The following is a 19,487-nucleotide window of genomic DNA, read 5'->3' as shown; positions in this document are numbered from 1 at the left end:
TCCTTGTTCTTACCAGTTCGCCGACAAACGGCCCACATTGAAAATACCTGCCGGATCAAAAGCCTGCTTGAGCCGCGCATGAATCTGCGCCGCCGTGCGCCCCGCCGCGCTGCCTTGCGCAAACACATCAAAGTCGGCCACACCGCTTATTTGATCTGCGCTTTCAGCTCTGAAAAGAGAAGCAAAACCACCCACAGACTGGGCCAGTTGCTGCAATGCCGCCGCAGCGCTGCGCGGCGCCTGCACCCAGCGCTGTGCGCCCAGCCAGTCCACCAGCGGGCCCACGCAGCCTGCGGGCAGTTGCAGCGGTGCTGTAGTGGCAGGCACGGACAGGCGCCACAGACAGTGATCGCCGGCCCTTGCACCGAACCAGGGCAGGCTCAGATCACGGCTGGCTGACCAGTCGGCGGCTACGGCATCGGTGTCCAGGCGCTCGCCGCCCAGCTTGAGGCAGGCAGCCTGCACCGCAGCCTGGGCCCCGCGCAGGCGCAGATACAGCGAGCCACCCGCTTGGCCAGCCTCATGCAGCCAGTTGCTGGCATTGAGCGGCAGCGGCTGGCCGCCCCATTGATTGAGCCACTGCAGTGCCTGCTGCTGGCTGCACTCGTCAAAGCGCAGCGTGGCCTCAGCCGGGGCCACGGGCAAGACCTTGAGGCTGACCTCGGTGATCACGCCCAGCGTGCCCCAGCTGCCGGCCATCAGACGCGAGACGTCATAGCCCGCCACGTTCTTCATTACCTGGCCGCCAAAGCGCAGCAGTTCGCCCCGCCCGTTGATCATCTCCAGGCCCAGAACGAAATCACGTACCGCTCCTACGCTGGCGCGCGACGGGCCGGAAAGGCCGGCCGCCACCATGCCGCCTACGGTGCTGCCGGGGCCGAAGTGCGGCGGCTCGAAGGCCAGACACTGGCCTTGGCCAGCCAGCTCGGCTTCCAGTTCGACCAGCGCAGTGCCGGCACGCACGGTCACGACCAGCTCGCTGGGCTCGTAGCTGACGATGCCGCTCAGGCTTCGCATGTCCAGCAGCTCGCCTTGCAGGGCATGGGCATAAAAGTCCTTGCTACCGCCGCCGCGTATGCGCAACGGTGTTTGGTCGGCAGCAGCGGCGCGTATGCGCTCGGTGATGGCTTGAAGGGCGTTGATTTGGCGGGTGGCTGAATCCATGGCTGCATGGTAGCGGCAGCGGTCGCCATAGAACCATGCTGCGCTTTTGATTTTTTTGAAACGCGAGCATGAATAAAAAAGGCCCCGCAGCATGCACTGCGGGGCCAACGTAATGAAACTGAACTAAAGCGAAAGGCTTGGCTTAGCGGGTATAGGCAACCTCCCCGTGAGAGCTGATGTCTAGACCTTGGCGCTCGGTTTCCTCGGAAACACGCAGACCCACGGTCAGAGCAGCAATCTTGTAGGCCACAAAGGACACCACACCGGACCAGACGATGGTCACCAGCACGCTCTCGACCTGCACCCACACTTGGTGAGCCATGTTGTAGCCTTCGGGCTCGATACCGCCCAGACCCTTGGCGCAGAACACGCCGGTCAGGATGGCACCCAGGATACCGCCCACGCCGTGGACGCCGAAGACGTCGCAGACATCGTCAACCTTGAGCATGTGCTTGAGGCCGGACACGCCCCAGAAGCACAAAGGGCCTGCAATGATGCCCATGACGATGGAACCCATTGGGCCGACAAAACCGGCAGCGGGCGTAATGGTCACCAGACCGGCCACGGCACCCGAAGCAGCACCCAGCATGGAGGCTTTGCCGCGCAGCAGGGCTTCGGCCACGATCCAGGAGATGGCGGCAGCGCCGGTCGCCAGGATGGTGTTGATGAAGGCCAGGCCGGCAATGCCGTTGGCGGCACCGGCGGAGCCGGCGTTGAAGCCGAACCAGCCCACCCACAGCAAAGAGGCACCCACCATGGTCAGCGTCAGGCTGTGCGGAGGCAGGGCCTCCTTGCCGAAACCGATACGCTTGCCCAGCATGTAGGCACCTACCAAACCGGCCACGGCCGCGTTGATGTGCACCACGGTGCCGCCGGCAAAGTCCAGCGCGCCATCGGCACCCAGCAGACCGCCGCCCCACACCATGTGGGCCATGGGGATGTAGCTGAAGGTGAACCACAGCACGGAGAACACGATCACGGCAGCGAACTTGATGCGCTCGGCAAACGCACCCACGATCAGCGCCACGGTGATGGCGGCGAAAGTGGACTGGAAGGCCACGAACACATACTCGGGGATGGTCTTGAGCGCGCTGGACAGCGTGTCCGGCGTGATGCCCATCAGGAACAGCTTGTCGAAGTTGGCGAAGAACTTGCCTTCGCCACCAAATGCCAGCGAATAGCCGTACACGGCCCACAGCACGGTGATCAAGGAAAAGACGACAAACACCTGCGCCAGCACAGACAGCATGTTCTTGGAGCGCACCAGGCCGCCGTAGAACAGTGCCAGGCCGGGAATGATCATCAAGATCACCAGCATGGTGGAGGTCAGCATCCAGGCGGTATCACCGGCGCTCAGGGTAGGCACGGCCTCTACGACGGCGGCAGCTTCGACCGCGGCCACCACCGCAGGCGCTGCTGCAGCTGCGGCACCGTCCTGCGCAAACACGGCTGCGCTGGCTGCCAACAGACCCAATCCAAGGCCTGCACTCAATAGCTTCTTGGTCATGGCAATCTTTCTCAAAAATGATTCCTGAGACGCTGCGGCGCTCAGAGGGCGGAGTCGCCGGTTTCGCCAGTGCGGATACGGATGGATTGCTCCAGCGCCTGCACAAAAATCTTGCCGTCGCCGATCTTGCCGGTGCGCGCCGCGCCTTCAATGGCGTCGATGGCCGCGTCCACCAGATCATCGGCAATGGCCGCCTCGATCTTGAGCTTGGGCAGGAAGTCCACCACGTACTCGGCACCGCGATACAGCTCGGTGTGGCCCTTCTGACGGCCGAAGCCCTTGACTTCGGTCACCGTGATACCTTGCACGCCGATCTGGGACAGTGCTTCACGCACTTCATCGAGCTTGAAGGGTTTGATGATGGCAATCACCATTTTCATGACAGGCTCCTGAGAAATTAAAAAGTCTTGGCCAGCGTCAGGATCAGACGCGCCTTGTTTACATCGCCAAAATAGGCTTTCTTGTTGGCACCAGCCACAGCTGCAGCCACAGAGAATCCGTCGCCCAGGTCATAGGCACCGCCCACGCTGTAATCCACGTAGTTGGGCACACCCAGGCTCTTGATGTCGCTGGAGAAATGTGTGTAACCAAGTGATGCTTTGAGTGTCACCTTGCTCATCACTTCCTGGCTGTAGGAGAACTGCAGATAACCGCTGTTGCGGCCCTTCAGACCCGAACCGGCCTTGGCACCGGCCCAGCCGAAGTAATCCTTGGACACGGTGTGCGAGTACTTGGCCGTGAAAGGGCCGTAGGTACCGGCACCGTAAATCTCCGTGGTGTTGCCGTTGGAGTTGCCCGAGTACACATAGGTCAGTGCGCCCACATCCCAGTCCACATCAGCGGCCTTGAATTTGTAGCCGCCGTAGAAGTCGGTTTCCAGCGAGTTGCCGGGCAGCCAGTCCACGGAGGAATTCCAGTTGCCCACGTAGAAGCCGCTGTCGCCGAAGCTATAGTCAAAACCGCCTTGCAGCGCAGGCTTGACGGCGCGCGTGCGGCTGGCGTCCTGATCCTGACCACGGAACTTGTAGTTGGTGGTCAAAGCCACATTGGCAGTGAGTTGTGCGTGAGCCCACATGGGGGCGGCAACGACGCAGGCCAATGCGGCAGTCTTGGCGAAGGTCTTGAAACGGCTAACAGCGATGCGGGTCATTCTGGCTTCCTCCGGTTTGAAAAAATTTGTGTTAACCGGTGAAAAGCACAGACCGTGCCAACATTGAGTTGCACTTCAATACGGCCTGTTTGTTGACCGATTTATTGGTATGAAAGTGCCATGCAGCCCTTGATCGAAAAGCGCTTCAAGCTATCAAAATCAATAGACGACGGGCGCCATCCAACGCAGGCTTGGCCATGCCCTGTGATGAGGCACGCAGGCAATGCGCGAATTTGGTGCGCAAGCAGGCTGGGCTCCTCGCACGAGCTCAATGCACTTAATTGGTGCAAATCAAGGGCGCAAAAAAGCCCGAGGCCTTGGGCACCCGGGCTTGGCAGCAAAAGCTGACTGCTTGATGGCGCGGATGGACGGCGCTTTCAGTAACTGGCTTGCGGCAGCTCGTTTCTGGTGAACACCAGTGACACCTTGGCCTCTTCGGGAATGGCGGGCAGCGCCGCATTCCAGTCCAGCCATGCCTGGCGCAGCTCGGCCAGTTTTTCGGGCTCGCGCTCACGCAGATTGGCGCGCTCGCGTGGGTCGGCGCTCACATTGAACAGGTATTCAATGCCTTCCACCTGCAGATACTTCCAGTCGCCACGCACCAACGCCCGCTGCTCGCGGTGCTTCATGCGCCAGGCCAGATCACGCTCGGGGCTCCAGCTGGCGTCCTTCATCACCGGCAGCAGGCTGATGCCGTCCAGCGGATAGTCGGCATGCGCGGCCACGTCGGCTGCGGCCAAAAAGGTGGCCGACCAGTCCATGGTCAGACTGGGCATATCGCTGACGACACCGGCTGCAATGCGCTCGGGCCAGCGCGCTACCAGAGGCACGCGAATGCCGCCTTCCAGCAAGTCCATCTTCTGGCCCACAAACGGCCAGTTATTGGAGAAGCGCTCACCACCGTTGTCGCTGGTAAAGACGATCAGCGTGTTCTCACTCAGGCCTTTTTTCTCCAGCGCATCCAGCACCCAACCAATGCCTTCATCCATGTGGTGAATCATGCGCTGGTAGGTTTCGATGGAGCCGCCGTCCGTGTGCTTGCCAATGCCGGCAATACGCTGGGCTTCCTCGCGGTCCTCACGGGTCAGCCAGGGCCAGTGCGGTGCGCTGTAGTGCAGGGACAGAAAGAAAGGCTTGTCCGCCGTCTGACGCTCGACAAAGTCCACGGCGCGCTGGCTCAGCAGGTCGGTCAGATAGCCGTCTTCCTGGTGCGGCTCTTCATTGATCCAGAAGTCCGGGCGGCCGCGCGGGTCGCAATGGGCAAAGTAATCATTGCCGCCGGCGTGAAAACCGTAGAACTCTTCATAGCCCGACAGGCGCGGGCCGAAATGCGGGGGGTAGCCCAGATGCCACTTGCCCACCAGGGCCGTGGCGTAGCCGGCGTCCTTGAGCAGCGAGGCCACCGTGGGGTGGTCTGGCGGCAGGCCCAGCACCTTGTCGCCGTGCACGCTGGCAATCGGCTCCTCGGCCGCGCCGCGCAAGCGGTACTGCCAGCGGCCCGTGGCCAGCGCAAAGCGGGTGGGCGAGCACACCGCCGAGTTGGAGTAGCCACGGGTAAAGCGCATGCCTTCACGCGCCATGGCATCCAGGCGGGGCGAGACATCGGTGGCATTGCTGTGCGCATCGCGTGCACCCGTGCAACCCAGGTCGGCATAGCCTATGTCATCGGCCAGGATAAAAATCAGATTGGGGCGGGAATCGGTCATGGGAGAAATCACAGAGAAGACACAAAAACAGGAGCAGCTATCGCCTGCAATCAATTGATTCAACGAAGTTTTAATGCTTGAACCAAAGCAAACCAAGCATTTGATGCTCCTAAAACCTCGGGCACTTGGCGCGGCGCTTGCAACTAGCAAGCCCCAAGCGCGAGACGGCCGGCAAGGGCCGCCCCGCAGCAAAGGCCGTCGTCCCCCTTCCAGGGGGAAGGCGCGGAGCGCCTCAGGGGGTATTGCCTCTCATGGCTTAAAGCCTGAACGTTTGACCGCTGGTGCCCATTGCGCACGATAGGCCTTGAGCATGCGATCAGTCTCCTGGGCGCTGCTGACCACAGGATCCAGCTTGGAAGCCGCAAATTTCTGCTGCGTATCGGCCTCCTTCATCACCTCCTGCACCAACTCGGACAGGCGCTGCACCGTGGCCGGCGCCATGCTTTGCGGCGCAAACAAGGTGTTCCAGCCGGTGCCGACCAGGCTCACACCCAGTTCCTTGAGCGTGGGAATCTCGGGCGCCATGGGGCTGCGCTTGTCGCCGGAGACGGCCAGTATCCGCAGCTTGCCGGCTTCATGCTGGGCAATCTGGGTGTCCAGGGTATCGACGGCAATCGGCACCTGACCGCCCATCAGGTCGGTCAGCAGCGGAGCCGAGCCCTTGTAGCCCACGACTTCGACCGGAACCTTGGCGCTCTCGCCCAGCATCAGCGCAAAAAAGTGCGGCAGGCTGCCGGTGGCAGGCACGCCGAAATTGGCGCGTTCCGGGTTGGCCTTGAGCCAGGCAAACAGATGAGACAGCTCTTTGACCGGCACGGCGCTAGCAACGGCCAGACCGAAGTCATAGCGGTTGACTTCGCTGATGGGCCTGAAGTCCTTCTCGGGGTCGTAGCCGGAGTCAGCAAACACCAGCGGTGCCACCACCATCACGGCAGGATTGGCCAGCAAAATCGCGGGCTGTGCGGCAGGGGCGTTCTTGACGTACTGGGCCGACAGACGGCCGCCCGCACCGGGCTTGTTCTCCACGATGACGGGGCTGCCCAGCTTGCTCTGCAGCTTGTCGGCCACGATGCGGGCCACGCGATCGGTGGCACCGCCGGGCGGGTAGCCCACCACGATGCGCAAAGGCGTCTTGCCCGGAAACAGCGGCGCCACGGCTTGCGCCTGCGCCAGAGCTGTACCCAGCAAACCGGCAGCCAACCCGGCACCGATTGCCCACTTGCCCAAGGTTCTTCTTTGCATTGCGACCATCTCCTTGTCCTTACGGCGAACCGCTCGCGCAAAAGTTATTCTTCATCAACAAAACTGGCAGTGTAAGGCGCCGGGCGGGCGGTACCGGTGAGCTTTTTCATGCCGTTTTCGTTCATCGCCCTACTCCGCCGTGAGCTTGATCTTGCGCACCAGAGCGCCCCATTTGTCCGACAGCTCCCTGGCTTTCTGCTGCGCCTGCTCGGGCGTGCTGCCCACCATCTCTATGTCCACGGACTTGACCTTTTCCTGCTGCCCAGGCGAGCGAATGGCCTGGGCCATGGCATCCAGAAAGCGCTTCTGGATCTCGGGCGGAACCCCCTTGGGCGCGGCCAGCAAGAGCCAGAACGTGCCGTCAAACTCCGGATAGCCGGATTCGGCAATCGTGGGTAGCTGGGGCAGTAGCGCAGAGCGCGTCTTGCCCGAAGTGGCCAGCGCCGTCACGCGGCCGCTCTGGATCTGGGGCAGCACCGTGGGCGCAGCCAGAAAGCCGCAGTCGACCTGACCGCCCATGAGATCCTGCATGGCGGGCGCCGGGCCCTTGTAAGGAACATGCACCATTTTTGTACCCGTGGCGGAAAGCAAGGACTCCATCACCAGATGACCGGGCGAGCCGGCGCCGCCGGTGGCATAGGTCAGCTCCCGGGTACGAGTAGCGTCCACCATGTCCTTGACGGACTTGAAGCCCAGGGCGGGGTTGCAAATCAGTGTCTGCGAGAACCGGGCCGCCGCATTAAGCACCACGATCGCGTCACCGGCATAGCCCTGGTTCTTGTAGATGTGCTTGTTGACCGTGAGCACCGGGTCCATGGCCCAGAACCAGGTGTAGCCGTCGGCCGGGGCCCGGGCGACTTCGGCTGCGCCGATATTGCCGTTGGCGCCGGGCTTGTTTTCCACAATCACCGGCTGGCCCAGCACTTTTTGCACCGCCGCAGCCAGGGGACGAATGGCGATGTCGGAAGGGCCGGCGGGCGGGTTGGGCACGATGATGCGTATGGGCTTGGCAGGCCAGGCATCGGAGGCATGGGCCACTGCCCCCCATTGAGCGGCCAGCAAACTCGCTGCTCCCAGCATTCCCAAGGCGCGACGGGTCATACGAAAGCAAGGCATGGTGTCTCCTGTAGATGTCTTTGGAGCCACTGTAAGCAGTGCCTGGATAATGAATCTAATCCATCATCCCTAGAGAAAACCCACAGAGCCTCATGCCCAAGGAACCAAGCCACCCATGGCGGCAAGCATCCAAGCTGGACGACTTGTTTCTCTATCACCTGGCACGGCTGATGAGCTCGGCAGGCTCCATGGTGGTACGCATGTGCGAGGGAGGTTTTGGCATCACCCGGCGTGAATGGCGACTCATAGGTCTGTTGGCCGACCAAGGGCCTATGCAGCCTTCACAGCTGGCAGAACATGCACAGCTGGACCGTACCCGCACCTCGCGCACCATCTCCACCCTGATCGCCAAGGGCCTGCTGCAAAAGCAGGGCATTGCCGGAGACGGACGCCAGGCGCTGGTACAGCTGTCGGCCGCCGGTCTGGCTCTGCACGCCCAGTTGTTTCCCCAGGTACGGCAGATCAATCAGGAGCTGCTCGGCGACATCAGCGATGCCGAGCTGCAGCTGCTGTCGCAGATGTTTACCCGCATAGGGGCGCGGGCCGCCCTGATGCAGCAGCAAGGCGACTTCCCCAAGGCGGAGCGTAGACGCGGGCGCTTGACGCCACGGCCGCCGCCGCGAGACGACACAGCGCGCTGACGGTTTGCGCTCCCTCTGCACTCACCCTCTTGCCTGTGTGCAAGGCTTGCGCCTACCCTAGGGCCTTCAATGCGGATCGAGGGACTTATGGGACTTGCCTTAGTTCAGAGTCGTGCCTTGCTGGGCCTGCAGGCGCCGCGCGTCACGGTGGAAGTGCATCTGGCCAACGGTCTGCCCTCGTTCACGCTGGTAGGTCTGGCCGATGTGGAAGTCAAGGAAGCCCGCGAGCGCGTGCGGGCCGCCATACTCAATGCAGGGCTGGAATTTCCCAATAACCAGCGCCCAACCGTCAATCTGGCGCCCGCCGACCTGCCCAAGGATTCAGGACGATTTGACTTGCCGATTGCCCTGGGCATTCTGGCCGCCAGCGGGCAGATTGAAGCCGGCCGCCTGGCCGACTATGAGTTTGCGGGCGAGCTATCCCTGACCGGCGCGCTGCGCCCCGTGCGCGGTGCCCTGGCCACGGCGCTGGCCCTGCAGCGCCAGCAGCAGCACACGCGCTTGGTGCTGCCGCCCGAGAGCGCCCAGGAAGCGGCTTTTGTCGCCGGCACCGAAGTGTTCTGCGCCCGGCATCTGCTGGATGTGGCACGGCAGTTCATGGCCCATGCGGCGCCTGAGGAGGGCGACCCGGAGCTGGCGCAAGAGCCAGGCTGGCAGCGCATGGCCCCCACCGAGGCCGTGGCCGCCCCTCAGACTCTGGATCTGCGCGAAGTACGCGGCCAGGCCCAGGCCAAGCGCGCTCTCGCAATTGCAGCAGCTGGCGCACATGGCGTCTTGATGGTAGGCCCGCCAGGCTCTGGGAAATCCATGCTGGCCCAGCGCTTTGCTGCCTTGCTGCCGCCCATGACGGATGAAGAAGCGCTGGAAGCGGCTGCCATTGCCAGCCTCAGCGGCCGTTTCACACCGGCCCAGTGGCGGCAGCGCCCGTTTGCTGCGCCACACCACACGGCCAGCTCGGTGGCGCTGGTCGGCGGCGGCTCGCCCCCCAGACCGGGCGAAATTTCTTACGCGCATTGTGGCGCCCTGTTCTTGGATGAACTGCCCGAATTTCAGCGCAGTGCCCTGGAAGCACTGCGCGAACCGCTAGAGACCGGGCGCATCACCATCGTGCGCGCCGCACAGCGTGCGGAGTTTCCGGCCCGCTTTCAGTTGGTGGCCGCCATGAACCCCTGTCCCTGTGGCTACTGGGGCTCGCGCCTGCGCGCCTGCCGCTGCACGCCCGATCAGGTCGCGCGCTATCAGTCGCGCATCAGCGGCCCCCTGCTAGATCGCATTGATCTGCATGTGGAAGTGGCCGCCTTGCCGCCCGAGGAATTGCTGGCCGCGCCCGAGGGCGACGACAGTCGCACCGTCCAGGCCCGCGTCACGGCGGCGCGCAGCAAGGCTTTGCAACGCCAGGCCATGCCCAACCATTTGCTGCAGGGCGCGCAACTCGATGCCCACCTGCAGCTCACGCCCGAAGCCCTGGCCTTTGCCCACAAGGCGGCCACACGCCTGGGCTGGTCGGCCCGCGGCACGCACCGGGCGCTGAAGGTGGCGCGCACCATTGCCGATCTGGCCGACGCCGACACCATCAGCCAGGCCCATGTGGCCGAGGCACTGCAATACCGCCGGGCACTCATGCAGTCCCTGGTCCTCGGTTAGCGCTTTGGGCGCAGATCCCACCAAGCCACGGCCAACAGCACCAGCGTAGTCAACCAGCCGGTGGTCAGCAGATCCAAGCCAAAGGACAAAGGGACCAGCACCAGCAGCACGGCCGCGCCAAGCACATGCGACAGGGGAATCCTGCCGTACACCACGTTCTTGTAGATGGCGCTGCCCAAAAGGTAGACAGCAGGCCCGCCTACCAGAACAGCCGCATAAGCGGGTTTCATCGCCTCATGCGGGTGGGCCATGATCAGGTCATTGGCCACGGCACTGCCGATAATGCCGGCCACCAGCACCGCATGGATGTAGTGGAAGTAGGCTCCGACGCGCCCCGGATCGCTGGATTTGACGATCAGCTCGGTCGCATCCTTGCTGGCCGTACCGAAATAAAGCCACCAGAGCGCCAACGTTCCCAGAAACGTGGCCAGCAGTGCCGAAATCACGGCCGTATTCCACTCGCCATCGGCGAACATGGCCCCGCTGGCCAGCAAGGTTTCCCCCAGCGCCACGATCACGAAAAGCTGGCAGCGCTCGGCCAGATGAGCGCCTTCGATAGTCCAGTCCCGGGTAGAGGAGCGACCCAGACCCGGCAGTGCAAAACCCCACATGGGAGAGACATACTCGCAAAGTGCGGCCACTATCCACAAGACAATGCGCCACTCGTGCTCCGCCAGACCGCCCGCAATCCAGAAACCGGCCGAGATCACCAGCCATCCCAGCATGCGCGCATAGTTCTGCCGCAGGGCGCTGCTCCTGGGCAGCATCCACAGCACCAGCGCGGTTCTCCCCACCTGCATGCAGACATAGGCCACGGCAAAGACCAGGCCGCGCGAGCCGAATGCCTGGGGAAGGCTGGACGCCATGACCAGGGCCAGCAGCATGGTGACGAACAGCAGGCCGCGTACGCGCGGGGTCTCCGGATTCAACCAGTTGGTGACCCAGCAGGTGTATTGCCAGCCCAGCCAGACGGCAAACCAGAGCACCAGCGTTTCAAGCAAGCCCTTGAGCGTCAGGTTGTGCAGCAACTCATGGCTGATCTGCGTCACCGCGAATACATAGACCAGATCGAAGAACAGCTCTTCAAAAGTGACTTTGGCGTGATGCCCGTCACGCTGGCGCAGCACCTCTACGGTGCCGGCCGATGGAGACTTAGCTGCCATGGGAAAGCCTCCAGGCCAGCAGCGCAGCAATGACCGCAGGCACTGCAATATTGAGCAGCAGGATAGGAAACTCCTGCCTTGCCGTATAGCCGGCATGGGCCACGCCGACCCACATATTGGCGGCAGCGACCAGGCACCAAAGCGGGATGAACCACCTGGCAGCCGACGCCATGGCAGCGCTGCTGCCGCCCCACAACCAGCCGAACAGCACAAAGACCGCCAACTGCAAGACACCACCGGTCATCACCAATAGAACATGCATTGCATCGCCCTCCGCAAAGTGATTGCTGCTGGCTATTATTCTTGGGAAGTGCCGTCCGCCCAAAGTTTCATGCGGCAGTGCTGTCAATCCCCAACACTTTCGCAAAAGCAAACAAGGCCGGCGACCATCCTGCTGTGCCGCCCGTGACAAAGTAGGTGTCGACCCAGGCCAGCTCCTGCGGCAAGTCCATGCAGTGCACGGCAAAGCGCTGTTGCTGCGCCTCCACCAGAGCGCGTGAAAGCAGCGCATAGCCCATGCCTGCGGCCACGCAGCCCAGGATGGTGTCCAGCATGCCCAGCTCCATGATGCGCACCGCTGCCACGCCTTGCGAAGCCATCAACAGCTCGATGCGCTGGCGATAGCTGCAGCCCTGCCTGAAAGCCAGAAACACCGAAGAGCAGAACTCCTCGGCCGTGGGAAAACGCGTGAACGGCTGGCCGCTGACCAGCACCAGCTCCTCCCTGAACACCGGCCAGGAATGCAGCTCGGGCTGGGGAGCTGCACCATTGACAAAAGCACAGTCGATGCGCCCGGCCGTCAGCTCGGTCAGCAAGGCTGCCGTGGGCTGGGCATCCAGCTCCAGATCGATGCCCGGATGCTGCTTGCGCAGCTGGGTCAGCAACGTTGGCAGCCGCAGCGCGGCCGTGGTTTCCATCGAGCCTATGCGCAGCCTGCCCTTGGCCTGGCCGGCATCGAGCTGGCGCGACTGCAACTGGGCCAGCGCCTGATCATGGGCATGCAGCATCTGCTGTGCATACTGCAGCAGAGTGCGTCCCGCCGGGGTGGGAAAAACGGGATTGGCACGCATCAGCAATTGCGCGCCTACTTCGTCTTCCAGCTTTTTGATGTGGGCCGTGACATTGGACTGCACGGTGTGCAGCTGCTGGGCGGCAGCCCCGAAACTGCCGCTGAGGCAGACGGCGTCGAACATGCGCAGGGATTTGAGTTGCATGGTGCGCTACAAAATCTCATAAAACGATATCAACAATCATTTTGAATCATTGGACATGATTACACCACTGCGCTTAGGCTTGAGTCCTCACTGCAAGAGAAACGACCCGTGATTCAACCCAAGGAATGGCCTCTTTTCTGGACCGGCTTCATGGCCACGCTCAGCGGCGTGGGTCTGGCCCGTTTTGCCTATACGGCGCTGATGCCGCAAATGGTGCATGCGGGCTGGTTCAACGGCGAGCAGGTGGCCTATCTGGGCGCCGCCAATCTGCTGGGCTATCTGATTGGCGCCCTGGCCGCCGCCCCCTGGGCCGAACGCATGGGCGCGGTGCGCGTGCTGCTGATCTGCTGGATTGCCGTGGCGCTGAGCTTTGCCGGCTGCAGCCTGCCCCAGCCCATGGCGGTGTTCTTTGTCTGGCGGCTGATTTCGGGCATTGCCGGAGCCACGCTGATGGTGCTGGGCCCCTCGGTCGCCATGTCCGCCGCCATGTCCCAGCGCCGTGCCACGCTGGGGCCGCTGATGTTTTGCGGCATCGGTGTGGGAGCCTTGTTGGCCGCCACTCTGGGGCCGGTGTTTGCGCGCCTCAGCCTCAGCGCCGTTTGGTGGGCACTGACGGCCTTGTGCGTGCTGGCGCTGTGGACCGGTTGGCGCTGCGCCCGCCAGATCCACGTGCCCGCACCGGTGGCCATCACGCCCACGCATACGGCCGCTGCACCGCCCACCTCGCTGTGGAGCATGGCCGTGATCCTGGTTTTTCTGGCCTATACCTGCGATGCTTTCGGCTTTGTGCCCCATACCGTGTTCTGGGTGGACTATCTGGATCGCGAGTTGCAGCAGGGCTCAGCCTATGCCGCCACCCAATGGGCTTTTTTCAGCCTGGGCGCCATTGCCGGGCCTTTGTGTGCCGCCTTTTGCGCCACGCGCTGGGGCTGGTGGGGCACAACCACGGGAGCTTATGCCCTCAAGGCCGTAGCCATTGGCTTGCCCCTGGTCTGGGCCGGGTTTGCCGGCCATGCGATCTCGGGCTTTCTGGTCGGCGCCCTGTCGCCCGGCATGGCTGCCATCACCTCGGGCTATCTGATGCAGCTGATTGGCCCGGCCCAACACAAGAAAATGTGGGGCTATGCCACGGCCGCGTTTGCGCTGCTGCAAGCCACGTCGGGCTATCTCATGGCTTTTATCTACGCCAGCACGGGCAGCTACCGCCAGCTGTTTGTGCTGGGTTGCGCCGCACTGCTGCTGGGCGCGCTGCTGGTGGCCGGCAGCCGCTCGGCGCAGACTCTTCGTTCCTGATTGCCCGCCTCCTCCTATGACAAATTCCGCCCCCTGGATGACCCGCCTGGGTCTGCAGCATCCCCTTATTCAAGCCCCCATGGCCGGCACCTCCACGCCGCAGCTGGCCGCCGCCGTCAGCAACGTCGGAGCTCTGGGCTCGGTGGGCATTGGGGCCTATGGGTTGGAGCAGGCCCACCAACATATTGCCCAGACACAGGCACTGAGTTCGCGTGCCTTGAACGTGAATCTGTTCTGCCACCAGCAGCCCACGGCCGATGCCCAACGGGAAGCGGCATGGCTGCACTATCTGGCGCCAGAATTTGCCCGCTTCGGCGCACAGCCGCCAGCCGGCCTGCGCTGCATTTACGAATCGGCGCTGGGCAACACCGCGCTGCAAGCCATGGTGCTTCAGCTGCGCCCTGCGGTGGTCAGCTTTCATTTCGGCCTGCCCGAGCAAAGCTTTATCGATGCCTTGCGCGCCTCAGGCATCGTCACGCTGGCATGTGCCACCAGCCTGGCTGAAGCCCGGCAGATCGAACAGGCCGGCGTGGATGTCATCGTGGCCCAGGGCATGGAAGCCGGCGGCCACCGCGGCGCCTTTGTGCCCGAAACAGATCTGCTGCTGGGCACGATGGCCCTGGTGCGCCTGCTGGCGCGCGAATGCAGCCTGCCCGTGGTGGCCGCCGGCGGCATCATGGATGGAAATGGCATTGCCGCCGCATTGCAGCTAGGCGCTTGCGCCGTGCAAATGGGTACGGCTTTCATCCTCTGCCCCGAATCCGCCGCCAGCCCCGCCTACCGGGCCGAGCTGCAAAGCGAAAAAGCGCTGCACACCGGCATCACTCCCGCCATTTCGGGCCGCCCCGCACGCGGCATGTTCAACCGCCTGCACCAGTTGGGCCTTGACTATGGCCAGCCCCTGCCGGCCTACCCCATGGTCTATGACGCCGGCAAAGCCCTGCACCAGGCGGCCAGCGCTCAAGGCAGCAGCGACTATGCCGCCCACTGGGCCGGACAAGGCGCAGCTCTGGCCCGCGCCATGCCTGCCGCCGAGTTGGTGCATACCTTGGCGCAGGAGCTGGCCCAGGCCCTGAAATCTCCGACGGTTTAGCAGGGCAGACTGCGCTTGAAGCGACTTCACAATCCATAGCAACAAGCGCTTTCATTGATTCGACTCAAGGCTGCTTCGCTTGAAAATCCATCCCAAGGCAAGCCAACGCCCATAGTCCTGACAGACGTAGCCCCGCGGGCACGCATGGTCCAAATTCATTCTGCAAAAACACCGAGGAGACAGAATGAAAACAGCATTGGTATGCGTGGTCACCGGCGCCAGCCGGGGAGTGGGTCGGGGCGTGGCCCTGGCTTTGGGTGCGGCAGGTGCCACCGTCTATGTGACGGGGCGCAGCGTGAATGAAGGCGATTCACCCCTGCCGGGCACCGTGGGCCAGACGGCGGCCGATGTCAGTGCCGCAGGCGGCACCGGCATTGCCGTGGCCTGCGACCATGGCGACGATGCCCAGGTGACAGCCTTGTTCAAGCGCGTGCGCCGCGAGCACGGCAAGCTGGACATTCTGGTCAACAGCGCCATTGCCATTCCCGACCCGCTGATCGAAGTCGCGCCCTTCTGGCAAAAGCCGCTGTCCATGACATCCCTGCTGGACGTGGGCCTGCGCTCCAGCTATGTGGCCTGCCACCTCGGTGCCGATTTGCTGCTGGCGGCAGGCGGTCTGATCGTCAATATCTCTTCTGCCGGCAGCCGCTGCTATATGCACGGCCCGGCCTATGGCGCCGGCAAGGCCGGCACGGACAAGATGACGTTTGACATGGCCCATGACTTCAAGCCCCACGGCGTGAGCGTGGTCTCGCTCTGGCCGGGTCTGGTCAAGACCGAGCGCTCAGAGCGCGTCTGCGCCGCCTCGCCCGACAAATACGGCAACAGCTTTGACACGGCCGAAACTCCGCAGTTCATAGGCCGCGTGGTGCTGGCCCTGCACGGCGACCCAAATTGCCTGGAGGCCCGCTCGGGCCGCACCTTCTACACCGCCGAGCTGGCCAGCCAGTACGGCGTGCAAGATGTGGATGGCGCACAACCGCCCTCGCCCCGCGCCTGGTTTGGTGCACCGCCGGAGTTTTCGCCCGTGGTGGTGGAGTGAGCGGTTCAGACGCCCAGATATTGCTTGCGCACCGCATCGTCACCCGCCAGCTCCGCCATGCTGGCCTGGTGCACGATCTGGCCCTTTTCCAGCACATAGGCGCGGTCGGCCACGACTTCGGCAAATGGCAGATTCTGCTCGCTGAGCAAGATGCCAATGCCCTGGGCCTTGAGCTCCAAAATCGTGCGCGCCATCTGTTCCACAATCAGCGGCGCCACGCCTTCCGAAGGCTCGTCGAGCAGCACCAGACAGGGTTGGCCCATCAGCGTGCGGGCCACGGACAGCATCTGCTGCTCGCCGCCGCTCATGCGGCCGCCCAGGCGATCCGGCATTTCGCCCAGATTGGGAAACAGGGTGAACAGTTTTCCCGGCGTCCAGTGCGGCAGAGCCGTTCCATCCGGCCACTGGCGTGGCTTCTGGCGACCGACTTCCAGGTTTTCCAGCACCGTCAGCTCGGTAAAAATGCGCCGATCCTCGGGCACATAGCCCAGGCCGCGCTGCGCAATCTGGTGCGAGGCTTTTTGATCGATGGCCTGGCCCATAAAGCTGATCGTTCCCTCCCGGCGCGGCACCAGCGCAGCAATGCTTTTGAGCGTGGTAGATTTGCCCGCGCCATTGCGCCCCATCAGCGCCACGACTTCGCCGCGCCCCACGTTCAAGCTGACGCCATGCAGGATATGCGCCGCGCCATACCAGGCGTTCAAATCGAGCACTTCAAGCATTTTCTGGCTCTGGCCTTTGCCCATCATGCGGGGCCTGCTATGGTTTTTATTCACTTCTGTTTTTCCAATACCAAGCCCGTGCCCAGGTAGGCCTGCTGCACTCTGGCATCGGCGCGAATCTGCTGCGGCGTGCCTTCGGCCAGCAACTGGCCGCGCACCAACACGGCCACGCGGTCGGCCTGGCCGAAGACCACGTCCATGCTGTGCTCGGTAAACAGCACGCCCATCTGGCGCTGCCGTGCAATGCGCCGGGCCAGCTGCATCAAGGCCACGCGTTCTCCGGGCGCCATGCCGGCCGTGGGCTCGTCCATCAGCAGCAATTGCGGGTCGTGCGCCAATGCCATGGCCAGCTCCACACGCTTCACATCGCCGTAAGCCAGTTCGCTGCAAGGGCGCTCGGCCTGGGCCTGCATGCCGACTTGCTCCAGCAGCGCCAGCGCATCGCTGCGGCGATGGCCGGCCGCACGCGGCCACCAGCTGAAAATCTTGCGGTCGGCAGACAGTAACGCCATCTGCACGTTCTCCACCACGGTCAGCGAGGCAAAAGTCTGGGCAATCTGAAACGTGCGTCCCACGCCCAGCCGCCAGATGGCGCGCGGCGCCAGCCCGCTGATGTTCTTGCCGCCCAGCAGCACCTGACCGCTGTCGGCTGCCAACTGCCCGCCCACCAGGTTGAAGGTGGTGGTCTTGCCCGCTCCATTGGGGCCTATCAGGGCCAGCAGCTCGCCGGCCTGCAACGCAAACGACACGTTCTGCACGGCTTTGACGCCGCCGAAGGCCTTGCTGATGTTTTGCACTTGCAACAGGCTCATGGCTGGGCTCCTTGCGCTTTTTTCATAGCTACTCTCGCCCACAGCATCTGCGCAAAACCCGAAATCCCCTGAGGGAACAGCAGCACCAGAGCCAGCATGATGGCGCCCATCAGCGCACGCCAGTACTCGGTGTTGCGCGCCACCGTGTCGTGCAGCCAGGTAAAGGCCGCCGCGCCGACCACAGGGCCGGCCAGCGTCTGCACGCCGCCCAGCAGCACCATGACCAGCGCATCGACGGATTTGGTGACCGACATGGCATCGGGCGCCACGCCGCCCTTGCTGAAGGCAAACAGCGCACCGGCCAGCCCGGCAAACCAGGCGGCAATGACAAACGCCGTCCACTGCACGCGGCGCACAGCTATGCCGATGGCATCGGCCCGCAAGGCCGAATCGCGGCTGGCACGCAAGGCATAGCCCAGTGGCGAGAACAGCAGGCGCCGCAGCAGATAAATGCCCAGAGCGCAAACCGCCAGCGCCAGCCAGTAAAAGACCGCGCCGTGCGGCGCCCACGTGATTTGCCATTCCGGCGGCCACACGCCGGTAAGTCCATTGCTGCCGCCGGTGAACGCGTCCCACTGAAAGACGATGGCCCAGCTGATTTGCGCAAACGCCAGCGTCAGCATGGTCAGGTACACGCCGGACAGGCGCACGCAGAACCAGCCATAAAGCAGGCCACCGGCAGCCGCCACCAAGGGGCCCAACAGCAGCACGGCAGGCAGGGGCAGATCCAGCAGACGCACCAGCAGCGCCGCGCCATAGGCACCCAGGCCAAAGTAAGCCGCATGGCCGAAGGAATGCATGCCGCCAGGGCCGAGGATGAAGTGCAGACTGGCCGCCAGCAGCGCGGCAATAAAGATATCCGTCAGCAGCACGGTGCTGTAGCCGCCGGCCTCACCAGCCACCAGAGGCAGCAGGACCAAGGCCAGCAGCAAGCCCAGCCACGCCGCACGCGCACCACGGCCTGCGCTGCGTAGCGGCAGTTCGGGCTCGCCACCGCTACGGGCCAGCGCCTGGGGCTTGCCCAGCAAGCCCCAGGGCCGCCAGACCAGCACCACGGCCATGACCAGAAACTCCACCACCAGGGTGAGCTTGGAAAACGAGATTTCCACGCCGGCAATCTGCTGCACGCCCAGCCAGATACAGACGGCTTTCAATTCCGCCACCAATAGCGCGGCCACAAACGCTCCCGGAATGCTGCCCATGCCGCCCACGACGACCACCACAAAGGCTGCGCCAATGGTCAACATGTCCATCTCCAGGCTGGCCGGCTCGCGCGGCAGCTGCAGCGCACCGCCCAGACCCGCCAGCAGCGTGCCCAGGGCAAATACGGCCGTGAACAGCCAGGCCTGGTTCACGCCCAGTGCGCCCACCATTTCACGGTCCTGCGTGGCGGCACGCACCAGGGTGCCGAAGCGGGTCTTGGTCAGCAACAGCGTCAGACCCAGTAAAACCATGGGGCCAGCCGCTATCAAAAGCAGATCGTAAGTAGGGAACTCACGCCCCAGAATGGCCACCGAGCCTTCGAAACCGGCAGCGCGCGGACCGAACAACTCCTCGGGCCCCCACAGCCAAAGCACCGCGTCCTTGATCACCAGTACCAGGGCAAACGTGGCCAGCAGCTGAAACAGCTCGGGCGCCTTGTAGATGCGGCGCAGCAGCAGTATCTCGGTGATGGCGCCCAACACTGCGCAGGCCAGCGGGGCCAACAGCAGCGCAGGCCAGAAGCCGATATAGGGCGAGAGCACCTCCACGCTGCTGTAGGCCATGAAGGCACCCAGCATGTAGAACGAGCCATGGGCAAAGTTGATGGTGCGGGTGACGCCAAAAATCAGCGACAGCCCCACCGACACCAGAAACAGCGACGATGCGCTGGCCAGGCCGTTGAGCAGCTGGGCCAGCAGGCCGGATGCGCTCATGCTGCGTCTCCCCTTGTCATCAACTCACTCCCTGCAGGTATGAAAAAAGCCACCCTCGCGGG

The 19,487-nt window shown here is 63.5% G+C and carries 18 protein-coding genes; 5 read left to right on the top strand and 13 right to left on the bottom strand.

The window, feature by feature from the left end; translation table 11 throughout:
- Positions 1-9: 9 nt before the first annotated feature.
- From glcE to EAO39_RS01855, 7 genes are all read right to left on the bottom strand, one after another.
- Positions 10-1,164, bottom strand: a complete 1,155-nt coding sequence (glcE, locus tag EAO39_RS01885) for a glycolate oxidase subunit GlcE (RefSeq protein WP_120970582.1) — start codon at positions 1,162-1,164, stop codon at positions 10-12.
- Positions 1,165-1,306: 142 nt separating this feature from the next.
- Positions 1,307-2,671, bottom strand: coding sequence for an ammonium transporter (gene amt / locus EAO39_RS01880; protein ID WP_120965710.1), 1,365 nt, complete (start codon positions 2,669-2,671; stop codon positions 1,307-1,309).
- Between the two features lie 41 nt (positions 2,672-2,712).
- Entirely contained in the window at positions 2,713-3,051 is a 339-nt protein-coding gene (locus EAO39_RS01875; protein ID WP_120965708.1) for a P-II family nitrogen regulator, read from the bottom strand.
- A 17-nt stretch (positions 3,052-3,068) separates the two neighbouring features.
- Positions 3,069-3,821, bottom strand: coding sequence for a TorF family putative porin (locus tag EAO39_RS01870; protein ID WP_120965706.1), 753 nt, complete (start codon positions 3,819-3,821; stop codon positions 3,069-3,071).
- 377 nt (positions 3,822-4,198) lie between these two features.
- Positions 4,199-5,527, bottom strand: coding sequence for a sulfatase-like hydrolase/transferase (locus EAO39_RS01865; RefSeq protein WP_120970580.1), 1,329 nt, complete (start codon positions 5,525-5,527; stop codon positions 4,199-4,201).
- Positions 5,528-5,776: 249 nt separating this feature from the next.
- On the bottom strand, positions 5,777-6,769 hold the full coding sequence (locus tag EAO39_RS01860; protein WP_120965704.1) for a Bug family tripartite tricarboxylate transporter substrate binding protein: 993 nt from the start codon (positions 6,767-6,769) through the stop codon (positions 5,777-5,779).
- A 129-nt stretch (positions 6,770-6,898) separates the two neighbouring features.
- The gene (locus EAO39_RS01855; protein ID WP_120965702.1) at positions 6,899-7,885 is read right to left on the bottom strand and encodes a tripartite tricarboxylate transporter substrate binding protein; all 987 of its coding nucleotides are present in this window, start codon (positions 7,883-7,885) and stop codon (positions 6,899-6,901) included.
- Positions 7,886-7,977: 92 nt separating this feature from the next.
- On the opposite strand from EAO39_RS01855, the gene EAO39_RS01850 reads away from it, so the two are divergent.
- Both EAO39_RS01850 and EAO39_RS01845 read left to right on the top strand, forming a co-directional pair.
- A complete protein-coding gene (locus EAO39_RS01850) occupies positions 7,978-8,526 on the top strand; it encodes a MarR family transcriptional regulator (RefSeq protein ID WP_120965700.1) in 549 nt (182 codons plus the stop codon).
- Between the two features lie 87 nt (positions 8,527-8,613).
- On the top strand, positions 8,614-10,170 hold the full coding sequence (locus EAO39_RS01845) for a YifB family Mg chelatase-like AAA ATPase (RefSeq protein ID WP_120965698.1): 1,557 nt from the start codon (positions 8,614-8,616) through the stop codon (positions 10,168-10,170).
- Here EAO39_RS01845 and EAO39_RS01840 read toward each other — a convergent pair.
- The 3 genes from EAO39_RS01840 to EAO39_RS01830 form a co-directional block, all read right to left on the bottom strand.
- Entirely contained in the window at positions 10,167-11,333 is a 1,167-nt protein-coding gene (locus tag EAO39_RS01840) for a low temperature requirement protein A (protein WP_120965696.1), read from the bottom strand. The genes EAO39_RS01845 and EAO39_RS01840 overlap by 4 nt on opposite strands.
- Positions 11,323-11,595: a hypothetical protein gene (locus EAO39_RS01835; protein WP_120965694.1), complete on the bottom strand. Its 273-nt coding sequence runs from the start codon at positions 11,593-11,595 to the stop codon at positions 11,323-11,325. Before EAO39_RS01835 ends, EAO39_RS01840 begins: the two co-directional genes overlap by 11 nt.
- Positions 11,596-11,662: 67 nt before the next feature.
- Positions 11,663-12,547, bottom strand: a complete 885-nt coding sequence (locus EAO39_RS01830; RefSeq protein ID WP_120965692.1) for a LysR family transcriptional regulator — start codon at positions 12,545-12,547, stop codon at positions 11,663-11,665.
- Positions 12,548-12,655: 108 nt separating this feature from the next.
- Here EAO39_RS01830 and EAO39_RS01825 point away from each other — a divergent pair, with 108 nt between their 5' ends.
- The 3 genes from EAO39_RS01825 (at position 12,656) to EAO39_RS01815 (ending at position 15,975) form a co-directional block, all read left to right on the top strand.
- A complete protein-coding gene (locus EAO39_RS01825) occupies positions 12,656-13,840 on the top strand; it encodes a YbfB/YjiJ family MFS transporter (protein ID WP_120965690.1) in 1,185 nt (394 codons plus the stop codon).
- 16 nt (positions 13,841-13,856) lie between these two features.
- Positions 13,857-14,933: a nitronate monooxygenase gene (locus tag EAO39_RS01820; RefSeq protein ID WP_120965688.1), complete on the top strand. Its 1,077-nt coding sequence runs from the start codon at positions 13,857-13,859 to the stop codon at positions 14,931-14,933.
- Between the two features lie 184 nt (positions 14,934-15,117).
- The gene (locus EAO39_RS01815; protein ID WP_120965686.1) at positions 15,118-15,975 is read left to right on the top strand and encodes an SDR family NAD(P)-dependent oxidoreductase; all 858 of its coding nucleotides are present in this window, start codon (positions 15,118-15,120) and stop codon (positions 15,973-15,975) included.
- Positions 15,976-15,980: 5 nt separating this feature from the next.
- Here EAO39_RS01815 and EAO39_RS01810 read toward each other — a convergent pair whose 3' ends face one another.
- From EAO39_RS01810 to EAO39_RS01800, 3 genes are read right to left on the bottom strand one after another with little or no spacing between them, the layout of a single operon-like run.
- Positions 15,981-16,751 (bottom strand): ABC transporter ATP-binding protein, encoded by a 771-nt coding sequence (locus tag EAO39_RS01810; RefSeq protein WP_120965684.1) that lies wholly within the window; start codon positions 16,749-16,751, stop codon positions 15,981-15,983.
- Positions 16,748-17,509 carry an ABC transporter ATP-binding protein gene (locus EAO39_RS01805; RefSeq protein ID WP_120965682.1) on the bottom strand — a complete coding sequence of 254 codons (762 nt, stop codon included), beginning with the start codon at positions 17,507-17,509 and terminating at the stop codon, positions 16,748-16,750. Before EAO39_RS01805 ends, EAO39_RS01810 begins: the two co-directional genes overlap by 4 nt.
- Positions 17,506-19,425 carry an ABC transporter permease gene (locus EAO39_RS01800; protein WP_120965680.1) on the bottom strand — a complete coding sequence of 640 codons (1,920 nt, stop codon included), beginning with the start codon at positions 19,423-19,425 and terminating at the stop codon, positions 17,506-17,508. Before EAO39_RS01800 ends, EAO39_RS01805 begins: the two co-directional genes overlap by 4 nt.
- Positions 19,426-19,487: the final 62 nt, after the last annotated feature.

This window comes from Comamonas sp. lk (assembly GCF_900564145.1).
Taxonomy (GTDB): domain Bacteria; phylum Pseudomonadota; class Gammaproteobacteria; order Burkholderiales; family Burkholderiaceae_C; genus Comamonas.
Note: the sequence above shows the minus strand (reverse complement) of the source record. Positions and strands in the feature narration are given on the sequence as shown.

Bases quoted from the DNA above. Each gene is read 5' to 3' on its own strand.
- glcE (WP_120970582.1), bottom strand. From the start codon at position 1,164: ATGGATTCAGCCACCCGCCAAATCAACGCCCTTCAAGCCATCACCGAG.
- amt (WP_120965710.1), bottom strand. From the start codon at position 2,671: ATGACCAAGAAGCTATTGAGTGCAGGCCTTGGATTGGGTCTGTTGGCA.
- EAO39_RS01875 (WP_120965708.1), bottom strand. From the start codon at position 3,051: ATGAAAATGGTGATTGCCATCATCAAACCCTTCAAGCTCGATGAAGTG.
- EAO39_RS01870 (WP_120965706.1), bottom strand. From the start codon at position 3,821: ATGACCCGCATCGCTGTTAGCCGTTTCAAGACCTTCGCCAAGACTGCC.
- EAO39_RS01865 (WP_120970580.1), bottom strand. From the start codon at position 5,527: ATGACCGATTCCCGCCCCAATCTGATTTTTATCCTGGCCGATGACATA.
- EAO39_RS01860 (WP_120965704.1), bottom strand. From the start codon at position 6,769: ATGCAAAGAAGAACCTTGGGCAAGTGGGCAATCGGTGCCGGGTTGGCT.
- EAO39_RS01855 (WP_120965702.1), bottom strand. From the start codon at position 7,885: ATGCCTTGCTTTCGTATGACCCGTCGCGCCTTGGGAATGCTGGGAGCA.
- EAO39_RS01850 (WP_120965700.1), top strand. From the start codon at position 7,978: ATGCCCAAGGAACCAAGCCACCCATGGCGGCAAGCATCCAAGCTGGAC.
- EAO39_RS01845 (WP_120965698.1), top strand. From the start codon at position 8,614: ATGGGACTTGCCTTAGTTCAGAGTCGTGCCTTGCTGGGCCTGCAGGCG.
- EAO39_RS01840 (WP_120965696.1), bottom strand. From the start codon at position 11,333: ATGGCAGCTAAGTCTCCATCGGCCGGCACCGTAGAGGTGCTGCGCCAG.
- EAO39_RS01835 (WP_120965694.1), bottom strand. From the start codon at position 11,595: ATGCATGTTCTATTGGTGATGACCGGTGGTGTCTTGCAGTTGGCGGTC.
- EAO39_RS01830 (WP_120965692.1), bottom strand. From the start codon at position 12,547: ATGCAACTCAAATCCCTGCGCATGTTCGACGCCGTCTGCCTCAGCGGC.
- EAO39_RS01820 (WP_120965688.1), top strand. From the start codon at position 13,857: ATGACAAATTCCGCCCCCTGGATGACCCGCCTGGGTCTGCAGCATCCC.
- EAO39_RS01815 (WP_120965686.1), top strand. From the start codon at position 15,118: ATGAAAACAGCATTGGTATGCGTGGTCACCGGCGCCAGCCGGGGAGTG.
- EAO39_RS01805 (WP_120965682.1), bottom strand. From the start codon at position 17,509: ATGAGCCTGTTGCAAGTGCAAAACATCAGCAAGGCCTTCGGCGGCGTC.
- EAO39_RS01800 (WP_120965680.1), bottom strand. From the start codon at position 19,425: ATGAGCGCATCCGGCCTGCTGGCCCAGCTGCTCAACGGCCTGGCCAGC.